At 71.5% G+C, this 23,958-nt stretch carries 21 protein-coding genes; 10 read left to right on the top strand and 11 right to left on the bottom strand.

Translation table 11 applies throughout. The features are described from left to right. Positions 1-63 precede the first annotated feature (63 nt). Genes ABD292_RS34010 through ABD292_RS34000 form a run of 3 tightly spaced genes read left to right on the top strand, consistent with a single transcriptional unit; the run spans position 64 to position 4,537 of the window. Complete coding sequence (locus tag ABD292_RS34010) at positions 64-729, top strand: ATP-binding cassette domain-containing protein (RefSeq protein WP_344214643.1); 666 nt, start codon at positions 64-66, stop codon at positions 727-729. Continuing rightward, positions 726-1,535, top strand: a complete 810-nt coding sequence (locus ABD292_RS34005) for an ABC transporter ATP-binding protein (RefSeq protein WP_344214641.1) — start codon at positions 726-728, stop codon at positions 1,533-1,535. Before ABD292_RS34010 ends, ABD292_RS34005 begins: the two co-directional genes overlap by 4 nt. After that, entirely contained in the window at positions 1,532-4,537 is a 3,006-nt protein-coding gene (locus ABD292_RS34000) for an FtsX-like permease family protein (RefSeq protein ID WP_344214639.1), read from the top strand. Before ABD292_RS34005 ends, ABD292_RS34000 begins: the two co-directional genes overlap by 4 nt. An 8-nt stretch (positions 4,538-4,545) precedes the next feature. On the opposite strand, the gene ABD292_RS33995 is transcribed toward ABD292_RS34000, so the two are convergent. Further along, positions 4,546-5,889, bottom strand: a complete 1,344-nt coding sequence (locus tag ABD292_RS33995) for a hypothetical protein (protein ID WP_344214637.1) — start codon at positions 5,887-5,889, stop codon at positions 4,546-4,548. On the opposite strand from ABD292_RS33995, the gene ABD292_RS33990 reads away from it, so the two are divergent. After that, entirely contained in the window at positions 5,876-6,094 is a 219-nt protein-coding gene (locus ABD292_RS33990) for a hypothetical protein (protein ID WP_344214635.1), read from the top strand. The two genes, ABD292_RS33995 and ABD292_RS33990, sit on opposite strands and share 14 nt — an antisense overlap. An 839-nt stretch (positions 6,095-6,933) precedes the next feature. On the opposite strand, the gene ABD292_RS33985 is transcribed toward ABD292_RS33990, so the two are convergent. Both ABD292_RS33985 and ABD292_RS33980 read right to left on the bottom strand, forming a co-directional pair. After that, positions 6,934-8,370, bottom strand: coding sequence for a serine/threonine-protein kinase (locus ABD292_RS33985; protein ID WP_344214633.1), 1,437 nt, complete (start codon positions 8,368-8,370; stop codon positions 6,934-6,936). Beyond that, positions 8,360-9,868: a protein kinase domain-containing protein gene (locus ABD292_RS33980; RefSeq protein ID WP_344214631.1), complete on the bottom strand. Its 1,509-nt coding sequence runs from the start codon at positions 9,866-9,868 to the stop codon at positions 8,360-8,362. Before ABD292_RS33980 ends, ABD292_RS33985 begins: the two co-directional genes overlap by 11 nt. Positions 9,869-9,943: 75 nt before the next feature. On the opposite strand from ABD292_RS33980, the gene ABD292_RS33975 reads away from it, so the two are divergent. Next, on the top strand, positions 9,944-11,668 hold the full coding sequence (locus ABD292_RS33975; protein WP_344214629.1) for a DEDD exonuclease domain-containing protein: 1,725 nt from the start codon (positions 9,944-9,946) through the stop codon (positions 11,666-11,668). Between the two features lie 17 nt (positions 11,669-11,685). Beyond that, the gene (locus ABD292_RS33970) at positions 11,686-11,973 is read left to right on the top strand and encodes an Lrp/AsnC family transcriptional regulator (protein WP_329580808.1); all 288 of its coding nucleotides are present in this window, start codon (positions 11,686-11,688) and stop codon (positions 11,971-11,973) included. Between the two features lie 156 nt (positions 11,974-12,129). Here the strand turns inward: ABD292_RS33970 and qcrB are convergent, their stop codons facing one another. Genes qcrB through ctaE form a run of 4 tightly spaced genes read right to left on the bottom strand, consistent with a single transcriptional unit; the run spans position 12,130 to position 16,377 of the window. After that, positions 12,130-13,791 carry a cytochrome bc1 complex cytochrome b subunit gene (gene qcrB, locus ABD292_RS33965; protein ID WP_344214627.1) on the bottom strand — a complete coding sequence of 554 codons (1,662 nt, stop codon included), beginning with the start codon at positions 13,789-13,791 and terminating at the stop codon, positions 12,130-12,132. Beyond that, on the bottom strand, positions 13,788-14,903 hold the full coding sequence (gene qcrA / locus ABD292_RS33960) for a cytochrome bc1 complex Rieske iron-sulfur subunit (protein WP_344214625.1): 1,116 nt from the start codon (positions 14,901-14,903) through the stop codon (positions 13,788-13,790). Before qcrA ends, qcrB begins: the two co-directional genes overlap by 4 nt. Then, entirely contained in the window at positions 14,900-15,709 is an 810-nt protein-coding gene (qcrC, locus tag ABD292_RS33955) for a cytochrome bc1 complex diheme cytochrome c subunit (protein WP_344214623.1), read from the bottom strand. The genes qcrA and qcrC overlap by 4 nt, the downstream gene beginning before the upstream one ends. A gap of 14 nt (positions 15,710-15,723) precedes the next feature. Then, positions 15,724-16,377: an aa3-type cytochrome oxidase subunit III gene (gene ctaE, locus ABD292_RS33950; RefSeq protein WP_329580819.1), complete on the bottom strand. Its 654-nt coding sequence runs from the start codon at positions 16,375-16,377 to the stop codon at positions 15,724-15,726. 208 nt (positions 16,378-16,585) lie between these two features. Here ctaE and ABD292_RS33945 point away from each other — a divergent pair, with 208 nt between their 5' ends. Continuing rightward, entirely contained in the window at positions 16,586-16,984 is a 399-nt protein-coding gene (locus ABD292_RS33945) for a hypothetical protein (protein ID WP_344215053.1), read from the top strand. Positions 16,985-16,990: 6 nt separating this feature from the next. Continuing rightward, complete coding sequence (gene trpD / locus ABD292_RS33940) at positions 16,991-18,028, top strand: anthranilate phosphoribosyltransferase (RefSeq protein ID WP_344214621.1); 1,038 nt, start codon at positions 16,991-16,993, stop codon at positions 18,026-18,028. A gap of 77 nt (positions 18,029-18,105) precedes the next feature. Here the strand turns inward: trpD and ABD292_RS33935 are convergent, their stop codons facing one another. The 4 genes from ABD292_RS33935 to ctaC all read right to left on the bottom strand — a co-directional run bounded on the left by ABD292_RS33935 (position 18,106) and on the right by ctaC (position 22,354). Next, positions 18,106-19,314, bottom strand: coding sequence for a L,D-transpeptidase (locus tag ABD292_RS33935; RefSeq protein WP_344214619.1), 1,209 nt, complete (start codon positions 19,312-19,314; stop codon positions 18,106-18,108). 150 nt (positions 19,315-19,464) lie between these two features. After that, on the bottom strand, positions 19,465-19,878 hold the full coding sequence (locus tag ABD292_RS33930) for a cytochrome c oxidase subunit 4 (protein WP_329580828.1): 414 nt from the start codon (positions 19,876-19,878) through the stop codon (positions 19,465-19,467). Beyond that, entirely contained in the window at positions 19,878-21,575 is a 1,698-nt protein-coding gene (ctaD, locus tag ABD292_RS33925) for an aa3-type cytochrome oxidase subunit I (RefSeq protein WP_344214616.1), read from the bottom strand. Before ctaD ends, ABD292_RS33930 begins: the two co-directional genes overlap by 1 nt. Further along, the gene (ctaC, locus tag ABD292_RS33920) at positions 21,572-22,354 is read right to left on the bottom strand and encodes an aa3-type cytochrome oxidase subunit II (protein ID WP_486348470.1); all 783 of its coding nucleotides are present in this window, start codon (positions 22,352-22,354) and stop codon (positions 21,572-21,574) included. Before ctaC ends, ctaD begins: the two co-directional genes overlap by 4 nt. A 196-nt stretch (positions 22,355-22,550) precedes the next feature. Here ctaC and ABD292_RS33915 point away from each other — a divergent pair, with 196 nt between their 5' ends. Together ABD292_RS33915 and ABD292_RS33910 are read left to right on the top strand one after the other, a co-directional pair. Further along, a complete protein-coding gene (locus ABD292_RS33915; protein ID WP_344214612.1) occupies positions 22,551-23,684 on the top strand; it encodes a cysteine desulfurase family protein in 1,134 nt (377 codons plus the stop codon). Further along, the gene (locus tag ABD292_RS33910; RefSeq protein ID WP_026214000.1) at positions 23,681-23,926 is read left to right on the top strand and encodes a sulfurtransferase TusA family protein; all 246 of its coding nucleotides are present in this window, start codon (positions 23,681-23,683) and stop codon (positions 23,924-23,926) included. Before ABD292_RS33915 ends, ABD292_RS33910 begins: the two co-directional genes overlap by 4 nt. Positions 23,927-23,958 lie beyond the last annotated feature (32 nt).

Here is a 23,958-nt window from a genome sequence, read left to right as displayed (position 1 = left end):
TGCAACCGAGTTGCAGCCGTATTAACCGTTGACGGAGATCACTGGTCAAGAGATGATCCGCGGGTGTCGCCAGGACCCGCGCTCGCCTGCCGCACACTGAGCTGCCGGGCCGGCGGGCGTACGATCATCGAGGATCTCACCCTGGAGTTCGAGCCGGGCGAGCGCGTGGCGCTCATGGGTCCGTCAGGCTCCGGGAAGACGACGCTGCTCACCACGCTGGCCGGGCTGCTGCCGCCCGCCGCGGGCCGGGTGCTGGCCGGCGGCGTCCCCTTGGACGAGCAGCCGGAGCTGCGCGCCGGGCTGGCGCTGGTCTTCCAGTCGTACGGGCTGCTGAGCCTGCTCACGGCGGCCGAGAACGTCGAGGTCGCGCTGCGGGCGGCGGGCCGGCCCCCGCGCGAGGCGATGCGGCTGGCGGCGGAGGCGCTGGACCGGCTGCGGGTGGCGCGGTTCGCCGACCACCTGGTCGAGGAGCTGTCCGGAGGCCAGCAGCAGCGGGTGGCGGTGGCGCGGGCGCTGGCGCTGCGGCCCCGGGTGCTGCTGGCCGACGAGCCCACGGCCGAGCAGGACGCCACGCACCGCGCCCTCGTCCTGGACGAGCTGCTCGCCATCGCGGCGCAGGGCACCACGGTGGTGCTGGCCACCCACGACCCGGAGGTGGCCGAGCGCTGCGACCGGGTGATCGAGCTGCGGTCGCTGGCCGCCTCCAGGCGGGCGAGGAGGGGCCGGTGAGCCTCGTCAGGTGCGACGGCGTCGTACAGATCTACCGGGCGCAGGACGTCGAGGTCGTCGCGCTCCGCGACGTCGACCTGACCATCGGCGCGGGCGAGACGGTCGCGCTGCTCGGGCCGTCAGGCGCGGGCAAGTCAACCCTGCTGTGGCTGCTGGCCGGGCTGCTGCGGCCGAGCGCGGGCCGCCTGTGGCTGGACGGCGCGGACCTCGGCCGGCTCGACCAGCGCAGGCTGGACCGGCTGCGGGCCACGCACATCGGCATGGTGCTGCAGAACCCGGCGCGCAACCTCATCGGCCACCTGTCCGCCGCCCAGAACATCGCCTTCGCCCAGCGCGCCGTACGCCGGGACCGGCGGCGGGCGCGCGAGCTGCTGGCCCGGGTCGGCCTGGCGGACGCGACCGACCGCCCGGCGGGCCGGATGTCGGGCGGTGAGCAGCAGCGCCTCGCGCTGGCCGTGGCGCTGGCCAACGCCCCCAGGCTGCTGCTCGCCGACGAGCCCACCAGCCAGCTCGACGAGGAGTCCGGGCGGCGGGTGATCGAGCTCGTCCGTGACGCCGCCGGTGACGGCACGACCGCCGTCGTGGTCACCCACGACCCGGCCGTGGGCGAGGCGCTGGACCGTACGGTGACGATCAGGGACGGCCGGGTCGGGGCGGAGGGCCGGCGCGGCGAGGACTTCGTGGTCGTCGGCAGGGAGGGCGCCGTGCAGGTGCCGCCCGAATACCACCATCTGCTGCCGCCCGGCTCCATGGCCAGGATCGAGGAGCTGGAGGACGGCATCGCGCTGCGGAGGGCCGAACCGTGATCCTGCGCGGTCTCTGGGAACGCCGCACGCTCTCTCTGGTCGTGCTGCTCATCGCGATCGTCCCGATCGCCTCGGCGGCCGTCGGGCCGATCTACGCCGCCGCCGCCCGCACCACCATCGCCCGGGAGGCGCTCGCGGCGGCCCCGGTCGAGGGCCGCGGCTGGCGCTACACCACCACCGAGGGCGACATCGAGGCCAAGGTGGCGGCGTTCACGGCGGGCGCGGACTTCACCACCAAGCCGATCTACGGCCTGGAGCTCACCAGCGGCCGGCGCGACGACGAACGGGCGTTCTCGCTGGTGTGGCAGGACGGGCAGTGCGCGCACCTGACGCTCGCCGAGGGCCGCTGCCCGCGCGCCGGCGGCGAGGTGATGGCGAGCCAGGCGACCGGGTTCGAAGTGGGCGAGATCGTCGAGCTGACGACGGTCATGCAGACCGGCTCCGGCACCACGGGGCGCGAGTCAGCGCCGCTGACCGTGGTCGGGCTCTACCGGCCCGGCTCGGCGGCCGACCCGTTCTGGTTCGGCCGGACGCTGTTCTCCCCCACCGGCGAGCCGAGCTCGGACAAGGCCGACGCCCTGTTCACGGTGCCGGAGACGCGGCTCGACACGTACATCGTCAGCTCCGGCGTCACCGTCGGCTCCGCCGACGCGCCGGGCGGCTGGACCGACTACGCGGTCATCGGCATCGACCCCGCCCGCCTCGACGGCGCCGACCTCGACCGGCTGAGCGCCATGCAGGCCGCGGCCGAGGCGGCGGGCCGCGACAGCCGGGTCATCGTCTACTCCCGGCTGGCCGACACGCTCAAGGTCATGACCGCCAACGCCGACGCGCTCGGCGTCCCGACGCTCCTGGTGATCGCCCAGCTCGTCGCGCTCGGCTGGATGCTGCTCTTCCAGACCGTCGGCGACCTCGTACGCGCCCGCGGGCCGGAGATCGCGCTGGCCCGGCTGCGCGGCCTGCGCCGGACGCGGGTGTGGCTGTTCGCGCTGGCCGAGCCGCTGCTGCTGCTGGCCGCCGCGGTGCCGCTCGGGCTGTTCGCCGGGCACGTCGCCGCGGGCGCGATGATCCGCGCGCTGCTGCCGCCCGGCATCCCCGTGGCCTTCCCGCTCACGGCCGCGCTGGCCGGGGTGGCGGCCATGCTGGGCGGGCTGCTGGCCGCCGGGCCGGTCGCCTGGCGGGTGGCCACCCGGCCGGTCACCGAGGAGTGGCGGCGCACCCCGCGCCGCTCGGCGCGCGGCTGGGTGCTGGACGCCGTGGTCCTGGCGATCACCGCGCTGGGGCTGGTCGAGCTGCTGGCCGCCGGCGTGCTCACCGACGTCTCGGGACGCGGTTCGAGCGCGATGGCGGTGCCGGGGCTGATCGCGCTCGGCGTGGCGCTGCTGGCCGGTCGGGCGCTGCCGGTGCTCACCCGGCGGCTGTTCGCGGTGACCCGCAGGCGGGGCGGGCTCGGGCCGTTCCTGGCGCTGCGGCAGGTGGCGCGGGGGCCGGTCACGGCGGGCAGCGTGGTGGTGCTGGGGGCCGCGTTCGGGCTGGCCACGTTCGCGGTGTCGGCGTGGAGCGCCACGTCGGGCGACTACGCGGAGACTGCCAGGTTCCACAACGGGGCGGCCACCGCGATCACCGTGCGGCCGGTCGAGCCGCGCGAGCTGATCGCCGCCGTGGCCGCCGCCGACCCCGGCGGCCGGACCGCCGCGCCCGTGATCACGGTGCCGGGGCCGCCGCAGCTGGTCGCCACCGACCCGGCGCGGCTGGCCGCGATCGGCGCGGCCTGGCGTCCCGAGCTGGCCGGGGGCACGTCGCTGGAGCAGGCCGCCACGGCGCTGGAGGGGCCGCGTACACTGCGCGTGTGGGTGCGCGGCGACCGGTTCCGTGTCCGGCTCCGCCACGACCCGCCGCCGGAGGGCTGGCGGATCCGGCTGTCGGCGGTGTTCCGCGTGCCGGGCACGCTGCGGCCCGCGCAGCTCCCGCTCGGCGAGCTGTCCGGCACGTCGGGGACGCGCGCCTGGAACCTGCCGCCCGCCTGCGCCCGCGCGGCGTGCGAGCTGCGCGCCTTCCGCGGGGAGCCGGTGCCGCCGCCCGAGTACGCCCAGTCCGCGTTCGTACGGGTGACCGTCGCCGGAATGGCCGTACGCGACCAGGGCCAATGGCGGTCGCTGGAGCTGCCCGCGTGGCGGGTGGACGAGGACCCCGACGCGCGCGACGGCTCGTTCGTCGTCACCGACACCGGCAACCAGACGCTGCGGCCCGACACGTACGCGCCGGAGCCCGCCGCCGTCTCCGTCGGACCGGTCGGCAGGAAGGCGGTGCCGGGCCTGGACAGCGGCTACGCCACGCCGGTGCGCGCCGCCGTCACCTCGGCCGCCGGGCCCGGCCTGACCGACGCGGGCGTCGTCATGGATCTGGAGCAGGCCGACCGGATCGCGTACGGCGTGCACGAGAAGGGCGTCCACCAGGTGTGGACCCGGCTGTCCGACACCGCCGCGCTGGAACGCGAGCTGGAACGCCAGGGGCTGTCGGTGGTGTCGCGGCGGAGCGTGACGGAGCTGACCGCGTCCTTCGCCGGGCAGGGGCCGGGGCTGGCGCTGTTGCTGCTGCTGGTCTCCGCGCTCGCCGCCGCCGCGCTCGCGCTCGGGCGGACCGTGCTCGCCCTGCACACGGCGGCCAGGAGACGCGGCTACGAGCTGGCCGCGCTGGAGGCGGCGGGCGCCAGGGTGGCGGCGTTGCGGATCGCGCTGCTGCTGGAACAGGTGATCACGGTGGCCGCGGGCACGTTCGCCGGGCTGGCGGCCGGGCTGCTCGCGGCCTGGGCGGCGCTCGGCCGCATCCCGCAGTTCGCCGTGGCGCCGGTGACGCCGCCGCTGCCGCACCACGTGGCGGCGGCGCCCGTCGCGCTCGTCGTGGGCGCCGCGCTGCTGCTCAGCCTGGTGGCCGCGGCGGTGGTGGCGGAGCTGCTGCTGCGCGGCGTACGGGTCGAACGCCTGCGCGACGCCCCCGCCTGAACGCCGCCTCAGCTCCCGATCGGCTGTCTGGTCATCTCCGCCATGAACGCCCTGGCCATCGACAGCACCCCGCCCATGGCCTCCTTCTCGGACATGAGCCGGACCTTCGGCGAGTTCGTCGCCGCGTCCTTCGGCCGCTGGTGGCCGGAGTAGTCGACGCGTACGACCACCGCGCCCTTGCGCATGAGCACCGAGCCGCTGGAGGCCGCCACGTCGCTGTGCCTGGTCTGCACGAACTGCTGGTACGCCTGGTCGCCCAGGTCCTTGCGGTCGACCAGTTCGCCCCAGGTGATGCCGCCCATGGACGCGCCCGCCATGTTCTTGTCGCCGCCGCGCTGGGTGGCGTAGTAGGACTTGGCGCCGCTCTCGTCGGCCTGGCCGGTACGGTCGCTGAAACGGTGCACGGTGATCAGCACGCTGCGGATCTTCTTCGTGTCCGCGTCGTCGCCCGGCAGGTCCAGGTTGAGCCAGCGGCACTCGGTCTGGCTGTCGCCGCCCTCCTCCAGTCCGCGCGCCCGCGTCGTGGGGCTCGGCACCAGCTCGGTGGCCTTCGCGCCGACGGCCGTGCAGAACGCGGGGAACGCGGCCAGCACGGTCGGCGAGGCAGACGGCTTCGGGCTGGGCGAGGAGGTGACGGCGGGCTCGTCGGCCTTGGCCAGCACGTTCGGGTTCTTCGCCTGCCAGGCCGCCACACCCTTGGCGAAGTACGCGACCAGGCCGCTGACCTCGCGCAGCGCGTTCGCCTCGGTGATCGACTGCCGGGTCTCGCTCGACAGGATCTGGGCGTCCTTCTTCTGCTGGTCGGCCTGGAACTTCACCTTGATGGTGAAGTCGCCGACGCGGGCGTTCGCGGTGCCGAACGAGTACCACAGGAGCTTGTCGCGCCGCCACGTGTACTGGGCGAACGCGCCTTCGCCGACGCCGGGGATGTCCTTGATCGGGGAGATGTACTCCTTCTCGCCGGGGTCCAGGGACGGCTTGGCGGTGGCGGCGTACTTGCCGCCGCGGTACTCCGCCTCGTAGGCGTTCTGGGCCTGGCTGCGGCCGGTCTTGGCGCCCTCGCCGCGGTATTGGGCGATCTTGACGTCGATCTCCCTGCTGCGCCAGTACTCGCCGAACGAGATGCGGCGGTTGACCCAGTTGCAGCCGAAGTCGACGGTGAACTCGCCGTCGCGGGAGGACTTGGCGACGGTCGCGCCGGGCACCAGACGGTCGGCCTCCTCCTTGGGGAGCATGCCGCACACGTCCGGGCCCTTCGCGCCGGAGGCGGCGGAGGCCGACGAGGACGCCGCCGGCCGGCCATCGGCGTCCCCCGAGCCCGCGGGTGCGTCGCCGGAGGTGAGCACGAACACGCCCACACCCCCGGCCGCCACCAGCACCACCACGCCGGCGGCCAACACTGGCATCAACCACGCCCGCCGCCCCGGACCCGGCACCGACGGGGGCTGCGGCACCATGGGCGCCGTGGACGCCATCTGCGGCGAACCCCACGGCTGCCCGCCCGACGGCTGCGGCCCGACCGCCTGCTCACCCGACGAGTACGGTCCAGGCGGCTGAGCACCCCACGGCTGCCCGCCCGGCCCGTGCGGGGCCGGCGGCTGAGGGCCGGGCGCCTCCTGGTTCCTCGGTTGCCCGTCCCAGGGCTGCGCATTCGGGGACTGCGGGCCCGGCCACGGAGAGTTCGGCGGCTGAGAGTTCTGCGGGGGCATCCCAGGAGGCGGCGGTCCGTAGGACGGCGGGCCTTGCGGCGGCGGGCCCTCGGGGGAGCCGTAGGACGGACCCTGAGGAGGCCCGCCCTGAGCCAGCCCCTGAAACGGGACCTGCGGAGGGCTGTAAGGCGAGCCCTCAAAAGACGGGTCCGTGGGCGAGGCGTAGGGCGGTCCCTGAGGGCTGTAAGACAGGGCCTGCGGAGATGAGTCCTGAGGCGGTGAGGCATAGGACGGCCCCTGGGAAGGGGCGTAAGGGCCTTGAGGTGAGCCGTAAGGGGCTTGCGGTGGCATGGCGGGCGGGGGCGGGACCGGGTGGGCGCTCCCGCCGGGCGGGAATGGGGGCCCGCCTGGGACGCCGGCCCCTGGGCCCATCGGCTGCCAGCCCTGCGGATTATACGACCCGTCCTGTGAACCGTAGGACCCACGCTGCGGCACCTGAGGCCCGCCCTGCGCCCCGTACCCCGGCGGAGGACCGTACCCGGCCCGAGGCCCGACCGGGGTGTTCGGGGAGCCGGGTGGCGGGTTGTCGCCGGGGTCGTCGTCCCGCCCCCCGGACGGGTACGGGGTCGCCGGCGGCTCGTACGCGCTTCCGGGGTTCACTGGGACTCCTGGGGTCGCCCTGACTTGCGGGAGAACATGCTAGTCACACCCCTCGCACGATGCTTGCGACGTTTGTCACGGCGCGGGTCATCTGTCCAGGGCCGCGGCCACCAGTCGCGCCGCGGCGACAGCCGTCTCCTTGTCCGCCGCTCTCGACGCCGGGACGTCGTCACGGTGCCACACCACTTCGCCGAGCAGGTTACTCGTCCGGAAGAGCAGCACGCTGTCGGATCGGCCGCTTTTGTTGGTGTTGATGTAGAACGTGAAGCTGTTCTGGAGGATGGCCGACTCCGCGATCCCCGGCACCTCGGACACCCCGCCGCGCACGTCGCGCCCCTCCTGGCCCTTGCCCGCGGCCCTGGTGGCCTTCTCGCTGGCGAAGCGCCGCTGCGCCACCTGCGGCCCGCCGAGGTCGCCGTCCGGCTTCTCCGCCCAGGCCCGTACGGTGAGCGTGCGCCCCGGCTCCTCGCGCACGATCCACTGGCACTCCCCCGGCCGGGTCGCGTTGCGCACCGGTGTGACCTTCATGAGCTCCGCGGCCTGGGCGTCGGTGAGCAGCGTGCACGGGTCGGGCGCGGCGGCGTACCGGCCGGTGTCGGGCTGCGGGCGCACAACAGAGACGGCGTACCATCCGCCGGCGCCCAGCAGCACGACGGCGGCGGCGAGCGCGGCGGGCAGCAGCCACCGCGGGCGGCCCCGCGGCTCGGTGGCGGCGTCGGCCAGGGCGGTGAGCGCATGCCTGATCTGCGGCGCGGTGGGCCGGGCGGCGGGATCCTTGGCGAGCATGGCCATCAGCAGGCCGCCGAGCCGCCGCCCCGCCCTGGCCGGGAACGGCGGCTCGTGCAGCAGCACCGCCGCCGCCACCGCGGCGGGCAGGTCGCGTTCGAACGGCGCCCGCCCCTCCACCGCCGTGTAGAGGCTCGCGCCGAGCGACCACAGGTCGGACGCGGGGCCGGAGGGCTGCTCGTTGAGGCGTTCCGGGGCCATGTAGCCGGGCGAGCCCGCGCTGCCCGTCACGTCTCCCGGGCCGCCCATGGGGGCCGCGATGCCGAAGTCGGTGAGCATGGCCGAGCCGTCCGCGTCGAGCAGGATGTTGCCCGGCTTGACGTCCTGGTGCAGCAGGCCGTGGGCGTGCGCGACCTCCAGCGCCGACAGCACCCGCAGCCCGATCCTGGCCACGGTCCCGGGCGGCAGCGGGCCCCGCTCCCTGACGAGCTGGTCGAGCGAGCGGCCGGTGACCAGGTCCATGATGATCCACGGCTGGTGGCCCTCCAGCACGACGTCGTGCACGAGCACGATCGCCGGGTCGCGCAGCCGGCCCGCGGAGCGGGCCTCGTGGATGGCCCGGCCGGTGAACTGCGCCCGCGCGTGCGGGGTGAGGCCGTCGGGGACGCGTACCTGCTTGACGGCGACCTGCCGGTCGAGCATCTCGTCGATGGCCCGCCACACGGTGCCCGCGCCGCCCTGGCCGAGCCGCTCGATCAGCCGGTAGCGGCCGGCCAGCAGGTAGAGGTCATGCGGCATGGCGCAACGCCTGCTCGCTCGCCCGCGCTGCCTTCAGCGCCGCCTGCCGGACGTCCTCGTCGGTGGGCCGGTCGGACAGGGTGGAGTACTCGACGCTGACCACGAGGTTGGCCAGCCGGTAGTAGACGTGCGCGGAGTGCACCCGGCCGGTGGGCCCCTTCAGCTCGAAGCCGAACGCCTCCTCGCCGACCCCGCCGATCTGCCGCACCGGCGTCAGCGTGGCCTTCCTGGAGGTCCTGACGCCGATCTCCGGCCAGGTCCAGTCGACGCTGGTGTACTTGCCCCAGTAGCGCTTCTGGTTCTGGAACAGCGTGCGGGCCGTCGCCTGGGTCATCGACCACGGGTCGACGGTGTCGGAGTCCTTCTGCACCTGCAGCCCCACGCCCGTGCCGGAGATCGGCCAGCCGCACTTGGGGCCGACCTCGTCGGAGCCGGGCTGCGGCTTGGGCGGGGCGGCGGTGAGCAGCAGCCGGCCCACCTCCTCCGAGGCCAGCAGCGTGCACACGTCCATGGGGGCGGTGAACGCCGCGGGCACGTCGTCGCCGCCGCCCAGACCGCGTACGGCGAGGAAGCCGCCGCCGGCCAGCACGGCCGCGAGCGCCGTCCCCGCCGCGACCCACACCACGGTACGGCCGCGCCTGGCGACCCGGCCGGGCACGGTGACGTCGGCGGCGGCCGGCAGCTCGGGAAGCGGACGGCCGGCGGCGACCTCGCGCAGCGCGGACACGACCACCCGCGGATCGGGGCGGGCGGCCGGGTGGTGCGCCATCATGGCGGCGATCAGCGGGCCGAGCGGGCCGGGCGCGACCGGCGGCGGCGACAGCAGCGTGGCCTGCACCCGCTGGGCGGCCGAGCCCTCGTAGGCGGGCACGCCGGTGACCGCGACGTAGAGGGTGGCGCCGAGGGACCACAGGTCGCTGGCCGGGCCGCCGGGCAGCCCCTCCAGCCGCTCGGGGGCGATGAAGCCGGGCGAGCCGATCATCAGGCCCTGCTCGGTGAGCGTGGCCTGGCCCTCCTGGCGGGCGATGCCGAAGTCGGTGAGCACGACCCGGCCGCTCTCGGTCAGGAACACGTTGCCCGGCTTGACGTCGCGGTGCTGCATGCCCTGGGCGTGCGCGGCCGTCAGCGCCTCCAGCACCTCGGCGCCGACGCGGGCGGCGTGACCGGCGGGCATGGGCCCGAACTGGCGGACGGTGTCGCCGAGGGTGCGGCCCCGCAGCAGCTCCATGACCAGCCAGGGCCGGTCGTTCTCGACCACCACGTCGTGCAGGGCGACGATGCCGGGGTGACGCAGCCGCGCGGTGGCCTGCGCCTCGCGCACCGCGCGCTTGACCGAGTCGGCCCGCTCCTTGGGCGCCATGCCCTCGGGCAGCGTGAGCTCCTTGACCGCGACCTCGCGCTCGAGCATCTCGTCCCTGGCCAGCCACACCTTCCCCATGCCGCCCGCGCCCAGCGGACGCAGCAGGGAGTAGCGGCCGGCGAGTCTTCCCGCCGACATAAAGGGAAGGGTAACGAACGACCAAGAGGGATGGTTATTCCATCCTGTCGGTCGCTCTCTCTATGGTCTTGGTTCGTGGAAGTGGTTCAAGGCACCCTCGACGAGCTCGGCACCCCGCTGAGTGACGTCACGTTCGTCGTGTTCGACCTGGAGACGACCGGCGGCTCGCCCGCGGAGGACGCGATCACCGAGATCGGCGCGGTCAAGGTGCGGGCGGGCGAGGTGCTGGGCGAGTTCTCCACGCTGGTCGATCCCGGGGGGCCGATCCCGCCGTTCATCTCGGTGCTGACCGGCATCACCGACGCCATGGTGGTGGCCGCGCCGCGCATCGAGGCGGTGCTGCCGAGCTTCCTGGAGTTCATCCGGGGCTCGGTGCTGGTGGCGCACAACGCGAGCTTCGACACGCGCTTCGTCAAGGCCGCCTGCGCCGCCCACGGCTATCCTCCGCCCGCCAACCCGGTGGTCGACACCGTCGACCTCGCCCGCCGGGTGCTCACCCGCGACGAGACGCCCAACGCCAAGCTGGCGACGCTGGCCCGTTTTTTCCGCAGCCCGGTCGAGCCGTGCCACCGGGCGCTGCAGGACGCGCGGGCCACGGTCGACGTGCTGCACGGGCTCATCGAGCGGGCGGGATCGTTCCAGGTGCACACGCTGGAGGAGCTCAAGTCGTTCGTCCGCGCGCCGACGCCCGAGCAGCAGCGCAAGCGCCACCTGGCCGACTCCGTGCCGCACGCGCCCGGCGTCTACCTGTTCGAGGACGAGCGGGGCGAGGTGCTCTACATCGGCAAGAGCACCAACCTGCGCAACCGCGTGCGCTCCTACTTCACGGCGAGCGAGACCCGGCCGCGCATCCGGGAGATGATCGGGATCGCCGACCGGGTCCGGCACATCGTCTGCGCGACCGCGCTGGAGGCCGAGGTCAGGGAGCTGCGCCTGATCGGCGGCGCCAAGCCGCGCTACAACCGGCGCTCCCGCTTCCCCGAGAAGATGGTGTGGCTCAAGCTCACGGCCGAGCCGTTCCCCCGGCTGTCGATCGTGCGCGAGCTCAAGGACGACGCGGCCACCTACCTCGGGCCGTTCAGCAGCGCCCGGCAGGCCGACGACGCGCGCATCGCGCTGCACGAGGCGGTGCCGCTGCGCCAGTGCACGCAGGCGCTCGGGCCGCGCACCCGCCGCGCGGCCTGCGTGCTGCACGAGATGGGCCGCTGCGGCGCGCCGTGCGAGGGCAGGGAGAGCCCCGAGGACTACGCCGCGCACACCGAGGCGGCCCGGCGGGCCATGACCCTCGACGCGACGCCCGTCTTCGCCGCCGTCGCGGCGCGCATGGAGCGGCTGTCGGTCGAGCAGCGCTACGAGGAGGCGTCGGTCGACCGCGACCGGCTGGCCTCGTTCGTCCGCACGGCGGCCCGCATGCAGCGGCTCAGCGCGCTCACCCGCATCCCGCAGCTCGTGGCCGCCAGCCCGGCGTTCGGCGGCGGCTGGGACGTCCACGTCGTCCGCTACGGGCGGCTGGCCGGGGCAGGGGTGCTGGCCAAGGGCGCGCACCCCACGCCGTTCGTGGCCTCGCTCACGGCCTCGGCGGAAGCCGTCCTGCCGGGGCCCGGCCCGGTGCACGCGGCGAGCGCCGAGGAGACCGAGTGCATCCTGCGCTGGCTGGAGTCGCCGGGGGTGCGGCTGGTGGAGGTCGACGGCGAGTGGAGCCTGCCCGCCCAGGGGGCCGCCCGGCACAAGGCCCGCATCGACCTCGCCTACCGGCACCTCGATCAGGGGCGCGGGCGGGAGGGGCGGCCTTTGCGGTGAACCGATAGAGTTGGTGCATGGTCACGGCTATCGTCCACATCAATGCCGAGGTAGACCGGATCACGGAGGTCGCCGAGACGATCGCCGAGATCGACGGGGTCAGCGAGGTCTACTCCATCACCGGCGACTACGACCTGCTCGCCATGGTCCGGGTCCCGGTCTACGAGCAGATCGCCGAGGTCGTCCCCGGGCGCATCAACAAGGTCGAGGGCGTGCTGCACACCGAGACGCACATCGCCTTCCGCGCCTACTCCAAGCACGACCTCGACGCCGCGTTCTCCATCGGCTTCCCCGAGGCCGACTGACCCCTCTTCCCTGAACCGCCGCCCGGACCACCGTCCCCGGGCGGCTTCTCGCATGCCCGCAGGCGGCAGCGGCTCACCTCGGGGAAAAACCGGCGGGGCCGGACGACCAGTGGTCGTCCGGGCCCGCGCGGTGTGGCGATGCTGTTCGCGCAGCGGTCAGTGGGTGAGGCTGCGGTCGTCGTCTCCGCCGGAGCCGATGGCGGCGTGCTCGTCGCCGTGACCGTGGCCGTGCCCGTCGTCCAGCGGGATCTTCTCCCCGCCGTACGCGCGGGACATCCGCGCCCGCAGCTTGCCGAGCGGGCCGCGCATGCCCTTCGGCGGGATGCCCGCGCGGTCCTCCTTCACCGGGAGCATCAGCACCGGCTGCTTGCCGCGCAGGTGGGCCTCGATGTCGTCCGCCGGCGGCGTGTGGACCTCGATGAACTCACCGTGCGGCAGCCGCTTGATGACACCCGACTCCACGCCGTGCGAGATGATCGCGGCGTCGGAGCGCTGCAGACCGAGGCACATGCGGTAGGTGATCAGGTAGGCCAGCGCCGGACCGACGAAGACCAGCGCCCGGCCGATGTAGGTCGTCCAGTTGAGGCTGATGTGGAAGTTCGCCGCGATCTCGTCGTTGGCGCCGAGCAGCCACAGCACGCCGTAGAACGTCATCGCCGAGATGCCGATCGCGGTGCGGTGCGGGTTGTTGCGCGGGCGGTCGGCGACGTGGTGCTCACGCCGGTCGCCGGTCACCCACTGTTCGAGGAACGGGTAGAGCGCCAGGCCCGTCATGACGAGGCCGAGCGGCACCAGCGCCGGGATGATGACGCTCAGCGGCAGCGTGCCGGCATGGGCCGTCCCGAAGAGGTTCCACTCCCACGGCGGCATGAGCCGCAGGGAGCCCTCCAGGAAGCCCATGTACCAGTCGGGCTGCGATCCCGCCGAGATGTCGGCCGGGGTGTAGGGCCCGAACAGCCAGATCGGGTTGATCTGGACGAACGTCGCCAGACCCGCGATCACCCCGAACGTGAACAGGAAGTACGCGCCCGCCTTGGCCATGAAGGCCGGGTAGAACGGCGCGCCGACCACGTTGGTGTTGGTGCGGCTCTTGCCCGGCATCTGCGTGTGCTTCTGCACCCACATGAGCACCATGTGGGCCGAGATCAGCGCCAGCAGGATGCCCGGGATGAGCAGGATGTGCAGCGAGTAGAAGCGCGGAATGATGTCCTCGCCCGGATATTCGCCGCCGAACAGGAAGAACGTGATGTACGTGCCGACCAGCGGCAGCGAGATCGCCACGCCCTCCGTGATGCGCAGACCGGCGCCGGACAGCAGGTCGTCGGGCAGCGAGTAGCCGGTCAGACCCTCGACCAGTGCCAGGCTCAGCAGCAGCACGCCGATCAGCCAGTTGATCTCACGCGGCTTGCGGTAGGCGCCCGTGAAGAACACCCGCAGCATGTGGACCGTCATGCCGGCCACGAAGAGCAGGGCCGCCCAGTGGTGCATCTGCCGCATGAGCAGTCCACCACGGACCTCGAAGCTGATCTCCAGCGCCGAGGCGTAGGCCTCCGACATCATGACGCCCTTGAGCGGCGCGTAGGGGCCGTCGTAGGCGACCTCCGTCATGCTGGGGTTGAACCACAGCGTCAGGAACGTGCCGGTCAGCAGCAGGATGATGAAGGAGTAGAGCGCGATCTCGCCCAGCAGGAACGACCAGTGGTCGGGGAAGATCTTGCGCAGGTTGCGCTTGAGCGCGTTGGCGCCGCCCAACCGGTCGTCCAGCCAGGTCGACGGGCCCGCGATGCCCTTGGGCACCTTGTTCAGTTCGCCGCTCACGCCTGGCCTCCCTTCATTCTGGCCTCGGCCTCGGCGTCGCCGCGTTCCCAGTAGCTCGGGCCGACCGGCACGTTGAAGTCGCCCTTGGCGATCAGGTAGCCCTGGTCGTCAACGGTGATCGGCAGCTGCGGCAGCGGCCGCGCGGCCGGGCCGAAGATGACCTTGGCGCCGTCGGCGGCGTCGAACGTCGACTGGTGGCACGGGCAGAGGATGTGGTGGGTGTTCTGCTCGTAGAGCGCGGCCGGGCAGCCCACGTGCGTGCAGATCTTGGAGTAGGCGACGATGCCGTCGTGGATCCAGTTCTTGTTGACCCCGTCCTTGATCTCCTCGGGACGGAACTTGATCAGGATCAGCGTGGCCTTGGCCAGGGCGTTGAGGTCGTGCTCGTAGCCCTCGGGGACGACCGACAGGATGCCGCCGGGCGAGTTGAAGTCGGCGGCCCTGATGGGCTGGCCGGTGCCCTCGACGACGAGCCTGAGCGGCTTGCCCTCCTTGGTCTTCTCGCCCCAGACCGTGTGACGCAGCAGCTTGTTGAACTTCGCGCCCGGCATGCTGCTGTTGTCCAGGTCGCGCAGCAGCACCAGCGGCACCAGGCCCAGCGGGGCCGCGGCCAGCAGCAGGGTGCGGCGCAGCAGCTTGCGCTTGACGAAGCCGCTCTCGTTGGCGCCCTGCACGAAGGTGTCGGCGACGACCTCGCGGTCGGCCTCGTCGGAGGCCATCTCGTGGCGCTCCTGGATGAGCGAGTACTTCGGCATGATCATCCGGACCCAGACGACGATGCCGACGGCCAGGCCCATGATGGCGACGGTGAGCGAGGCGCCCAGCGCGAGGTTGGAGACCCCCGTCGACTCGGGCGTGCCCACCTGGAACACCACGTAGGAGATGATGAACGCGATCGCCGCGAGGAAGGTGATCGTGAAGCAGAGCGCCACGATCTTCTCGGCCTTGCGGGCCTTCGCCTCGTCCTGCAGCGTCACGCCGGGGACGTCCTTGCCGGCGGCCTCGGCCGCCGCCGCGTCGCCGAGCATCGAGGTGCCCGGTGCGGGAGTGCCGATGACGCGCTTGGGGACGCGCTCGTCCGGCTGCTCGATCTCGTGCTCGTTGTCAGTCATGACTTCTGTCGCTTCTTCGCGGTGATCCAGATGGCGGCGAGTACGAGGGCGACGATGCCCACCACCCACGCGGCGATGCCTTCCGTCACGGGGCCGATGCGCCCGAGGCCGAAGCCTCCCGGGTCCTTCTGCTCACGGACCTGGACGATGTAGGCGATCATGTCACGCTTCTCTTCGGGCGTGATCGTCGTGTCGTTGAAGACCGGCATCGCCTGGGGGCCGGTGATCATCGCCTCGTAGATCTGCGTCGGGGACGCCGAGTTGAGGTTGGGGGCGTACTTGCCCTGCGTCAGAGCGCCGCCCGCGCCCGCCCAGTTGTGGCACTGGATGCAGTTGGCGCGGAACAGCTCGCCACCGCGGCCGGCGTCGCCGAGCTTGGCGTCGACCTGCTCGGCGCCGGGCACCTGGGGGCCGCCGCCGAGGGACTGCACGTACGCCGAGATCTGCCGGATGGCGTTCTCGTCCACCCAGCGGGCCAGCGGCTTGCGCGGGGCCTGGGGGCCGGGGTTGGCCGCGGGCATGCGGCCGGTGCTCATCTGGAAGTCGACCGCCGCGGCGCCGACACCGACGAGCGTGGGGGCGGTGTTGGTGCCCTCCGCGTTGAGTCCGTGGCAAGACGCGCAGTGCGCGACGAACAGGCTCTTGCCCTCGGCCACGTCATCGACCTTGCCTGCCGCCATCGCCGCGTCGGCAGGCTTACCCGCCTGGACAAAGGCGGCGTATACCATCCCGACCAGCGACAACGCCAAAATCAGGACGGCGTATCTCGCGAGGGGATGCCGCCGCCAAGCGGTGATCCTAGTCACAGAGATCCCGTTCCTTACCGAATGATGTAGATGGTCGCGAAAAGACCAATCCAGACGACGTCGACGAAGTGCCAGTAGTAGGACACGACGATCGCGCTGGTGGCCTGCTCATGCGTGAAGCGCTTCGCGGCGTACGTGCGTCCCAGCATGAACAGGAACGCGATCAGGCCACCGGTCACGTGCAGGCCGTGGAAGCCCGTCGTCAGGTAGAACACCGAGGTGTAGGCGTTAGCGGACAGGGTCGCGCCCTCTGACGCCAGCTCCATGTACTCGTACAGCTGCCCGGCCACGAAGACCGCGCCCATGATGAAGCTGACGATGTACCAGAAGCGGAGCTTGCCGACCTGCCCCTTCTCCGCGGCCCACACGCCGAGCTGGCACGTCACACTCGACAGCACCAGGATGATCGTGTTGACCGTCGCGAACGGGATGTTCAGGTGAGCGGCTTCGGCGGCGTGCGCGCCTGCAGGCAGGAGCGCGGGACCCCAGTCGAGGCCCTTGCCGATGCTCACCGACCGGATGGTGAAGTACATCGCGAACAGCGCCGCGAAGAACATGAGCTCAGAGGACAGCCAGACGATCGTCCCGACGCTGACCAGGTTGGGTCTGCGGAACGGCTGTGCTGTCGTCGTCGAAGTTATTGCGGATGCTGTCGCCACGGGCAGCATTATTGCGGCTCTGTGAGTCGGTCCGGCGCACGACCCCCCGTTAGCAGGTACAAACCGGCCACCAACCTGGGATAATTGCCGCAAAACGCCCCTCCGGGGCGGCGGCCTGGGTCTGCACGCCGGAGCACCGGTACGATCCAGGGTGACCATACCGCTACGACCGATAGTGAGCGCGACAGTGACGTCATCAGGCAGCACCGACGACACGATGAAGGTCCTCGTCTACAGCGACGACGCCGCCACGAGGGCTGAGGTGATCCAGGCCATCGGCAGGCGGCCCGCGGCGGACGTGCCCCTGGTCGAGATCGTGGAGTGCGCCACCGAGCCGAAGGTCCACCAGTGGCTGGGGTCCGGGGAGATCGACGTGGCCGTCCTCGACGGCGAGACCCAGCCCGCCGGCGGCATGGGCGTCTCCCGCCAGGCGAAGGACGAGGTCTACGACTGCCCGCCCATCTGCCTGCTCATCGCCCGCCGCGACGACCGCTGGCTGGCCGAGTGGTCCAAGGCCGACGCCGTCGTCCCCCAGCCCCTGGAGCCCATGGTGCTGGCCGACGCGGTGGCCGACCTCATGCGCCGTCGCAATTCCACCCGACTCAACGCTAAGTAGGTGCCCATGGACTCCCGGACGACCTGGCCCGCCCTGCTGTCGGCTCTCCTCGCGGGAGAGCACCTCACCTCGGACGAGACGGCCTGGGCGATGCGGGAGATCATGTCCGGCACCGCGACGCCCTCCCAGATCGCGGGGTTCGTGACCGCGCTGCGCGCCAAGGGCGAGTCGGTGTCGGAGGTCGTGGGCCTGGCCCGCACCATGCTGGAGTTCGCCACGCCGCTGCGGGTCGAGGGCCCCGTGGTCGACATCGTCGGCACCGGCGGCGACCGCGCCCACACCGTCAACGTCTCGACGATGGCCGCCATCGTGACCGCGGCGGCCGGCGCCCGCGTGGTCAAGCACGGCAACCGGGCCGCCTCCTCCTCGTGCGGGGCCGCCGACGTCCTGGAGCACCTGGGCATCCGCCTGGACCTCACGCCCGAGCAGACCGCACGCGTGGCCGGCGAGGCGGGCATCGCGTTCTGCTTCGCGCCGGTCTACCACCCCGCGCTGCGCTTCGCCGGTCCCACCCGCAGGGAGATCGGCATCCCGACGATCTTCAACTTCCTCGGCCCGCTCACCAACCCGGCCCGGCCCACCGCCCAGGCCATCGGCGTCTACGACCCCCGCATGGTGCCCGTGATGGCCGGCGTCTTCGCCGAGCGCGGCGTCAGCGCCCTGGTCTTCCGCGGCGACGACGGCCTCGACGAGCTGACCATCGCCGGCACGTCCACCGTCTGGGTGGTCAGGGACGGCGCGGCCACGCAGACCACGTTCGACCCGCGGGTCCTCGGCATCCCCCGCGCCGACGTGGGCGCGCTGCGCGGCGGCGACGTGGCCTTCAACGCCAAGGCCGTGCACGACGTGCTGAGCGGCGAGAGCGGCCCGGTGCGCGACGCGGTGCTGCTCAACGCCGCCGCGGCCCTGGTGGCCCACGAGGGGCCCGGGGACGACCTGGACGCGTCCATGAGGGCCGGCTACGACCGCGCGGCCCAGGCGGTCGACTCAGGGGCCGCCAAGGGCGTCCTGGAGCGCTGGGTGGAGGTCAGCGGCTCCTGCTGAGCCCTTCCACGGCGAAGGCGCGCTCCCGGAAGGGAAGCGCGCCTTTTTCGTGCAGCTTTTCGTGCGGTTTTTCGTGCTCAGAACGTTATGGTGGGGCCCGCCTTGAGCGTGCTCCACTTCAGCCACTCGTGCCACTTCTCCTGCCAGTGGCCCCAGCCGTTCGTCGGCTCCAGCTTGCGCGGGCTGCCGGTGATGATGATGGGATCGCCGATCAGGGTGTTCTTGATGAACCAGGCGGCGTTCTCCGGGCTGACGTTCACGCAGCCGTGGCTGACGTTGGAGTTGCCCTGGGAGCCGACCGACCACGGGGCGCTGTGGACGTACTCGCCGCTGTTGGAGATGCGCACGGTGTTGTAGACGGTGAGCTGGTAGTAGCCCGCCTGGCCGGGGCCGATGCCCGGCGAGGTCATGACGGTGACCGGCTCGCGCGACATCGCGAGGTGGATGCCCGAGGTGGTGTAGTACTTCCACTGGCCGCCCTGGCCGGCGCTCATCGGCATGGTGCGAATGCGCTTGCCGTCGCGGCGCACGTACAGCACGTGCTCGTCGGTGCTGCCCTTGGTGATCTGCGAACGGCCGATCTTGAAGTCGAGCTTCACGTCGCGCTTGCCGTACAGGCCGGGGGCGCCCTGGACGCCGGCCAGCTTGGCCTCCAGCCGCACCTTCGTGTGGGCCGGCCAGTACTCCTGGGGACGGAAGTCCACGTGCGAGGAGTCGAACCAGTGCCAGGCGCCCTCGACCGGCTTGCTGCTGCGCACGACGAGGTTGCGCTCGATCGCGACGCGGTCGGTGACCGGCTTGTCGAAGGTGATCATGATGGGCATGCCGACGCCGACCGTCAGACCCGTGTCGTCCTTGTTCGGGGTGATGTTCGCGATGTCGAAGGTGCCCTTGCCCTTCACGGTCGTGAACGTGCTGGTGGTCTCGCTCCGCTTGCCCGACGCGTCCACCGAGACCGCGGTGACCGTGTAGGAGGCGCCGGGGCGGGCGGTGGCGGTGCTGCGCCAGCGGGTGCCGTCGGAACTGAGGACGCCCGGCAGCTTGCCCGCCTTGCCGCCGTCCACGCGGACGCCGGTCAGCTTCCCGCCGGAGGCCGCTACGACCACGGTCTGGTCGGTGGGCACGTTCGCGCTCTTGTCGCGGGGCGAGAACGTCACCGATGCCGGACGAACCCCGCCGGCCATGGCGGTCGTGTCCTTCCCGCCGTCGCCCGCCGAACACGCCGAGCAGGCCGCCAGCAGGGCAACGGCCAGCAGGCCGGCCTTTCCATAAGGTCCGCGCTCCAAGAGTCACTCCCTCGCCGAAGATCGGTCCGCTTCTACCTCCTTTATTACCCTGAGTGACCGAATAGGCGCATCCGGACACTGGTAAAGAACGCCAAAAAGCGGACGCCGTCCCCCAAGTGGGAAGACGCCCGCTCCGTGGCCGGGCACCGCTCAGTGCGAGAAGTTGCCCCGGTAGTACTGGAAGACGAACCCGATCATGGCCATGATGACCAGGAAGAGCCCGATCAGGAACATCCAGAAGCCGATCACGAACCCGGCGAAGGCGAAGGCCGCCGCCAGGCACAGGAACAGCGGCCACCAGCTGCTCGGGCTGAAGAAGCCGATCTCGCCCGCGCCGTCGCTGATGTCGGCCTGCTTGTTGTCCTCCGGCTGCGGGCCGATGCGCCGCGCGGTGAACATCAGGTAGTAGCCGACCATGAACGCGAAGCCGACCGAGATGGCCATCGCGGTGGTGCCGACCGGCTCACCCACGCCCGTCGACGCCTTGGTCCAGAACCAGTAGGCGACGTCGACGCCGGCGAAGAACAGCCCGCACAGCAGGAACAGCCAACCCTGGACCTTCATCAGGCCTCGACCTCCCCGGCCGGCTTGTCAGCCGTGGCGCTCTTGTGCGACGAGTGTGCGGACGTGTGCGGGAAACGCAGGTCGAACGCGGGACGCTCGGACCGGATGGGCGGCAGCGAGGTGAAGTTGTGCCGCGGCGGCGGGCAGGACGTGGCCCACTCCAGCGAGCCGCCGTAGCCCCACGGGTCGTCCACGGTGACCTTGGGCGCGCTGCGCCAGGTCTTCCAGACGTTGTAGAAGAACGGCAGCGTGGACAGGCCGAGGACGAACGCGCCCACCGACGAGATCATGTTGAGGTCGGTGAACTTGTCGGCCGCGCTGTAGTCGGCGTAACGGCGGGGGAAGCCCGCCACGCCGAGCCAGTGCTGCACCAGGAACGTGGCGTGGAAGCCGATGAACAGCAGCCAGAAGTGCAGCTTGCCCAGCTTGTCGTTGAGCATCTTGCCGGTGAACTTGGGCCACCAGAAGTAGAAGCCCGCGAACATGGCGAACACGACGGTGCCGAAGACCACGTAGTGGAAGTGGGCGACGACGAAGTAGGTGTCGCTGATGTGGAAGTCGAGCGGCGGCGAGGCCAGGATGACGCCCGTCAGGCCGCCCAGGAGGAACGTGATGAGGAAGCCGACCGAGAACAGCATCGGCGACTCGAAGCTCAGGTGCCCCCGCCACATCGTGCCGATCCAGTTGAAGAACTTCACGCCCGTCGGCACCGCGATGAGGAACGTCATGAACGAGAAGAACGGCAACAGGACCTGACCGGTCGGGAACATGTGGTGCGCCCAGACCGTGATGGACAGACCCGCGATCGCGATGGTCGCGCCCACGAGGCTGATGTAACCGAAGATCGGCTTACGGCTGAAGACCGGCAGGATCTCGGTGACGATGCCGAAGAACGGCAGCGCGATGATGTAGACCTCGGGATGCCCGAAGAACCAGAACAGGTGCTGCCACAGCAGCGCCCCGCCGTTGTCCGAGTCGAAGATGTGCGTGCCGAGCTTGCGGTCGGACTCCAGCGCGAGCAGCGCGGCGGCCAGCACCGGGAAGGCCATCAGCACGAGCATGCTGGTCAGCAGGATGTTCCAGGTGAAGATCGGCATCCGGAACATCGTCATGCCGGGGGCGCGCATGCAGATGATCGTGGTGATGAAGTTGACCGCGCCGAGGATCGTGCCGAGACCGGACAGCGCGAGGCCCATGAGCCACAGGTCGCCGCCGATGCCGGGCGAGTTGATCGCGTTGGACAGCGGGGTGTAGGCGAACCAGCCGAAGGAGGCCGCGCCGCCCGGGGTGAAGAAGCCGGAGACCGCGATGATGCTGCCGAACAGGTAGAGCCAGTAGCTCACCATGTTGAGCCGCGGGAAGGCCACGTCGGGGGCGCCGATCTGCAGCGGCATGAGCTCGTTGGCGAAGCCGGCGAACAGCGGCGTCGCGAACATGAGCAGCATGATCGTGCCGTGCATGGTGAACAGCTGGTTGAACTGCTCGTTGCTGGTGAACTGCAGCCCCGGCTGCGCCAGCTCCGCCCGCATGATCAGCGCCATCACGCCGCCGATCAGGAAGAACGCGAACGACGTGATGAGGTACATGTGCCCAATGATCTTGTGATCAGTGGACGACATCCACTTCGCGATGATCTGGCCCTTGGTCACGGGCCGGATCACCGCGGTGCGGACGGGTGGTTCTTGGATGGCGGTCACTGGGCGCTCCCAGCCTGGTTTGTCGCGATGTACTGGTCGAACTCTTGCTGCGAGACGAGCTTGACGGAGAACAGCATGCGGCTGTGGTCGACACCGCACAGCTCGGCGCAGCGCCCGGCGTAGACGCCCGGCTTTTCCAGGGTCTTGATCTGGAACTTCCGGCCCGGGTTGCCCTCGGGGATGCCGGGGATGATGTCACGCTTGAACAGGAACTCCGGCACCCAGAAGGAGTGGATGACGTCGTCCGTCTGCAGGTCGAACTCGATCTCCTGGTTGACCGGGAGGACGAGCTGCGGGCCCTGGTGGTAGTCGTGCACCGGCGTGCCGGCGACCGGCTTGGAGGTCTTGCCGTTGTACGTCGTCGTGAAGCGCCAGCTCCACTGGAACGCCTCCACCTTGACCTTGACGGGCGCGTTGCCGCTCACCTTCGCCAGGGCCTCGCTGTCGCGGGCGGTGAAGAAGAAGAACACCGACACCATGACCAGCGGGATCAAGGTGTAGAGCATCTCGATCGGCAGGTTGTAGCGCACCTGCGGCGGCAGGTCGGCCTTGGCCCGGCGCTTCCGGTGGAAGAAGGAAGCCCACAGAATCAGGACGATGACGACGGCGCCCGTGGCGAGCGCGGCGATCCAGGCCCCGTTCCACAGGGACTGGACTATGCCGCCCTGCTCGGTGACGTGGTCGGGAAGCAAGCCACGAGACCAGTTGGCCTCGGGCACGTCATTAGCACACGCCGTAGCAGTGGCCAGCAGCAACGCCAGAGCGGCGGCGCGTGGCACCCTGCGCCGGGCCAACGAACGCCGCGTACGGCGAGTCGGACTCACGGATCGCCTACCCCACAGATGAAGCCCAAGGGTCTTTCCCTCGGGTGCTCGTATTTCCCATGCACAACTGAATGCAGAACACATTAGCGTGCAGGTGGCCCGCCCCACCGCGCGACCCCTCAGTGGCGCCGCAAGTGGGACGATTGGTCTCGTGGCGTATTTCGACGCGGCCTCGAGCGAGCCGCTCCACCCGCAGGCGCGCGAGGCGCTGCTGGCGGCGATCGATGCCGGCTGGGCCGATCCCGCGAGACTGTACGGCCAGGCCCGCCGCGCGCACCTGCTGCTTGAGCAGGCCCGCACGGAGGTCGCCGAGGTGCTCGGCGCACGCGCGGACGAGGTGTCGTTCACCGCGTCCGGCACGCAGGCCGTGCATCTCGGCGTCCTCGGCACCCTACACGGAAGGCGCAGGGCCGGACGCCACCTGGTGACCTCCGCGGTCGAGCACTCCAGCGTGCTGCACGCGGCCCAGCTGCACGAACGCGAGGGCGGCACGGTCGAGACCGTGGGCGTCGATCTGACCGGCCGGGTCGATCCGGCCCGCTTCGCGGCGGCCGTGGCGCGGCCTGACACCGCCCTGGCCTGCCTGCAGACGGCCAACCACGAGGTGGGCACCACGCAGCCGGTCGCCGAGGCCGCCGCGGCCTGCCGCGAGCACGGCGTGCCCCTGCTGGTGGACGCCGCCCAGACGGCCGGGCGCATGCCGGTCCCCGCGGGCTGGTCGGTGCTGACCGCCAGCGCGCACAAGTGGGGCGGCCCTGCCGGGGTGGGCGTGCTGGCGGTGCGCAAGGGCACCAGGTTCCGCTCGTTCCTGCCCGAGGACGAGCGGGAGCGGCGGCGGGTGCCGGGCTTCGAGAACGTCCCGGCGATCGTGGCCGCGGCGGCGGCGCTGCGCGCGACGGCCGCGGAGGCGGCCGAGGAGCAGGCGCGGCTGTCGGCGCTGGTGGACAGGATCAGGGAGACGGTGCCGGGGATCGTCCCGGACGTGGAGGTGATCGGCGACCCGGTGGACCGGGCGCCGCACATCGTCACCTTCTCCTGCCTCTACGTCGACGGCGAGGCCCTGCTCACCGAGCTCGACCGGGCGGGCTTCGCCGTGTCGTCCGGGAGCTCGTGCACCGCTAGTACGCTTCGTCCATCGCACGTCCTCGAAGCGATGGGCGTGCTCACGCATGGCAATGTCCGGGTGTCACTGCCCAGGGGCGCTTCGGCGGCCGAGGTCGACAGGTTCCTCGGCGTGCTGCCCGAGCTGGTGCGCCGCATCCGCCAGGACGCAGGAGTCGCATGACCGAGGTTACGCAGCCGGCTTTGACGATCGACGCGCTCGGCAAGAAGTGCCCGATCCCGATCATCATGCTGGCCGAGCAGATCAACGCCGTGCCGCTGAACGCGGTGGTGGCGGTGCTGGCCGACGATCCGGCGGCCTACAACGACGTGCCGGCCTGGTGCCGGCTGAAGTCGCACCGCCATGTCGGCTCGTACGAGCTGCCGGGGGGCGGCTGGGCGATACACGTGAGGCGAAATTACTGATTTATCCGTTTTGGGTGGGTAGGGGCTCTCCG

Source organism: Nonomuraea bangladeshensis, from assembly GCF_039529455.1.
In the GTDB taxonomy this organism is placed as follows: Bacteria; Actinomycetota; Actinomycetes; order Streptosporangiales; family Streptosporangiaceae; genus Nonomuraea; species Nonomuraea bangladeshensis.
Note: the sequence above shows the minus strand (reverse complement) of the source record. Positions and strands in the feature narration are given on the sequence as shown.

Bases quoted from the DNA above. Each gene is read 5' to 3' on its own strand.
- ABD292_RS33985 (WP_344214633.1), bottom strand. From the start codon at position 8,370: ATGCCGCATGACCTCTACCTGCTGGCCGGCCGCTACCGGCTGATCGAG.
- ABD292_RS33980 (WP_344214631.1), bottom strand. From the start codon at position 9,868: ATGTCGGCGGGAAGACTCGCCGGCCGCTACTCCCTGCTGCGTCCGCTG.
- ABD292_RS33970 (WP_329580808.1), top strand. From the start codon at position 11,686: ATGGTCACGGCTATCGTCCACATCAATGCCGAGGTAGACCGGATCACG.
- qcrA (WP_344214625.1), bottom strand. From the start codon at position 14,903: ATGACTGACAACGAGCACGAGATCGAGCAGCCGGACGAGCGCGTCCCC.
- ctaE (WP_329580819.1), bottom strand. From the start codon at position 16,377: ATGCTGCCCGTGGCGACAGCATCCGCAATAACTTCGACGACGACAGCA.
- ABD292_RS33945 (WP_344215053.1), top strand. From the start codon at position 16,586: ATGAAGGTCCTCGTCTACAGCGACGACGCCGCCACGAGGGCTGAGGTG.
- trpD (WP_344214621.1), top strand. From the start codon at position 16,991: ATGGACTCCCGGACGACCTGGCCCGCCCTGCTGTCGGCTCTCCTCGCG.
- ABD292_RS33930 (WP_329580828.1), bottom strand. From the start codon at position 19,878: ATGAAGGTCCAGGGTTGGCTGTTCCTGCTGTGCGGGCTGTTCTTCGCC.
- ABD292_RS33910 (WP_026214000.1), top strand. From the start codon at position 23,681: ATGACCGAGGTTACGCAGCCGGCTTTGACGATCGACGCGCTCGGCAAG.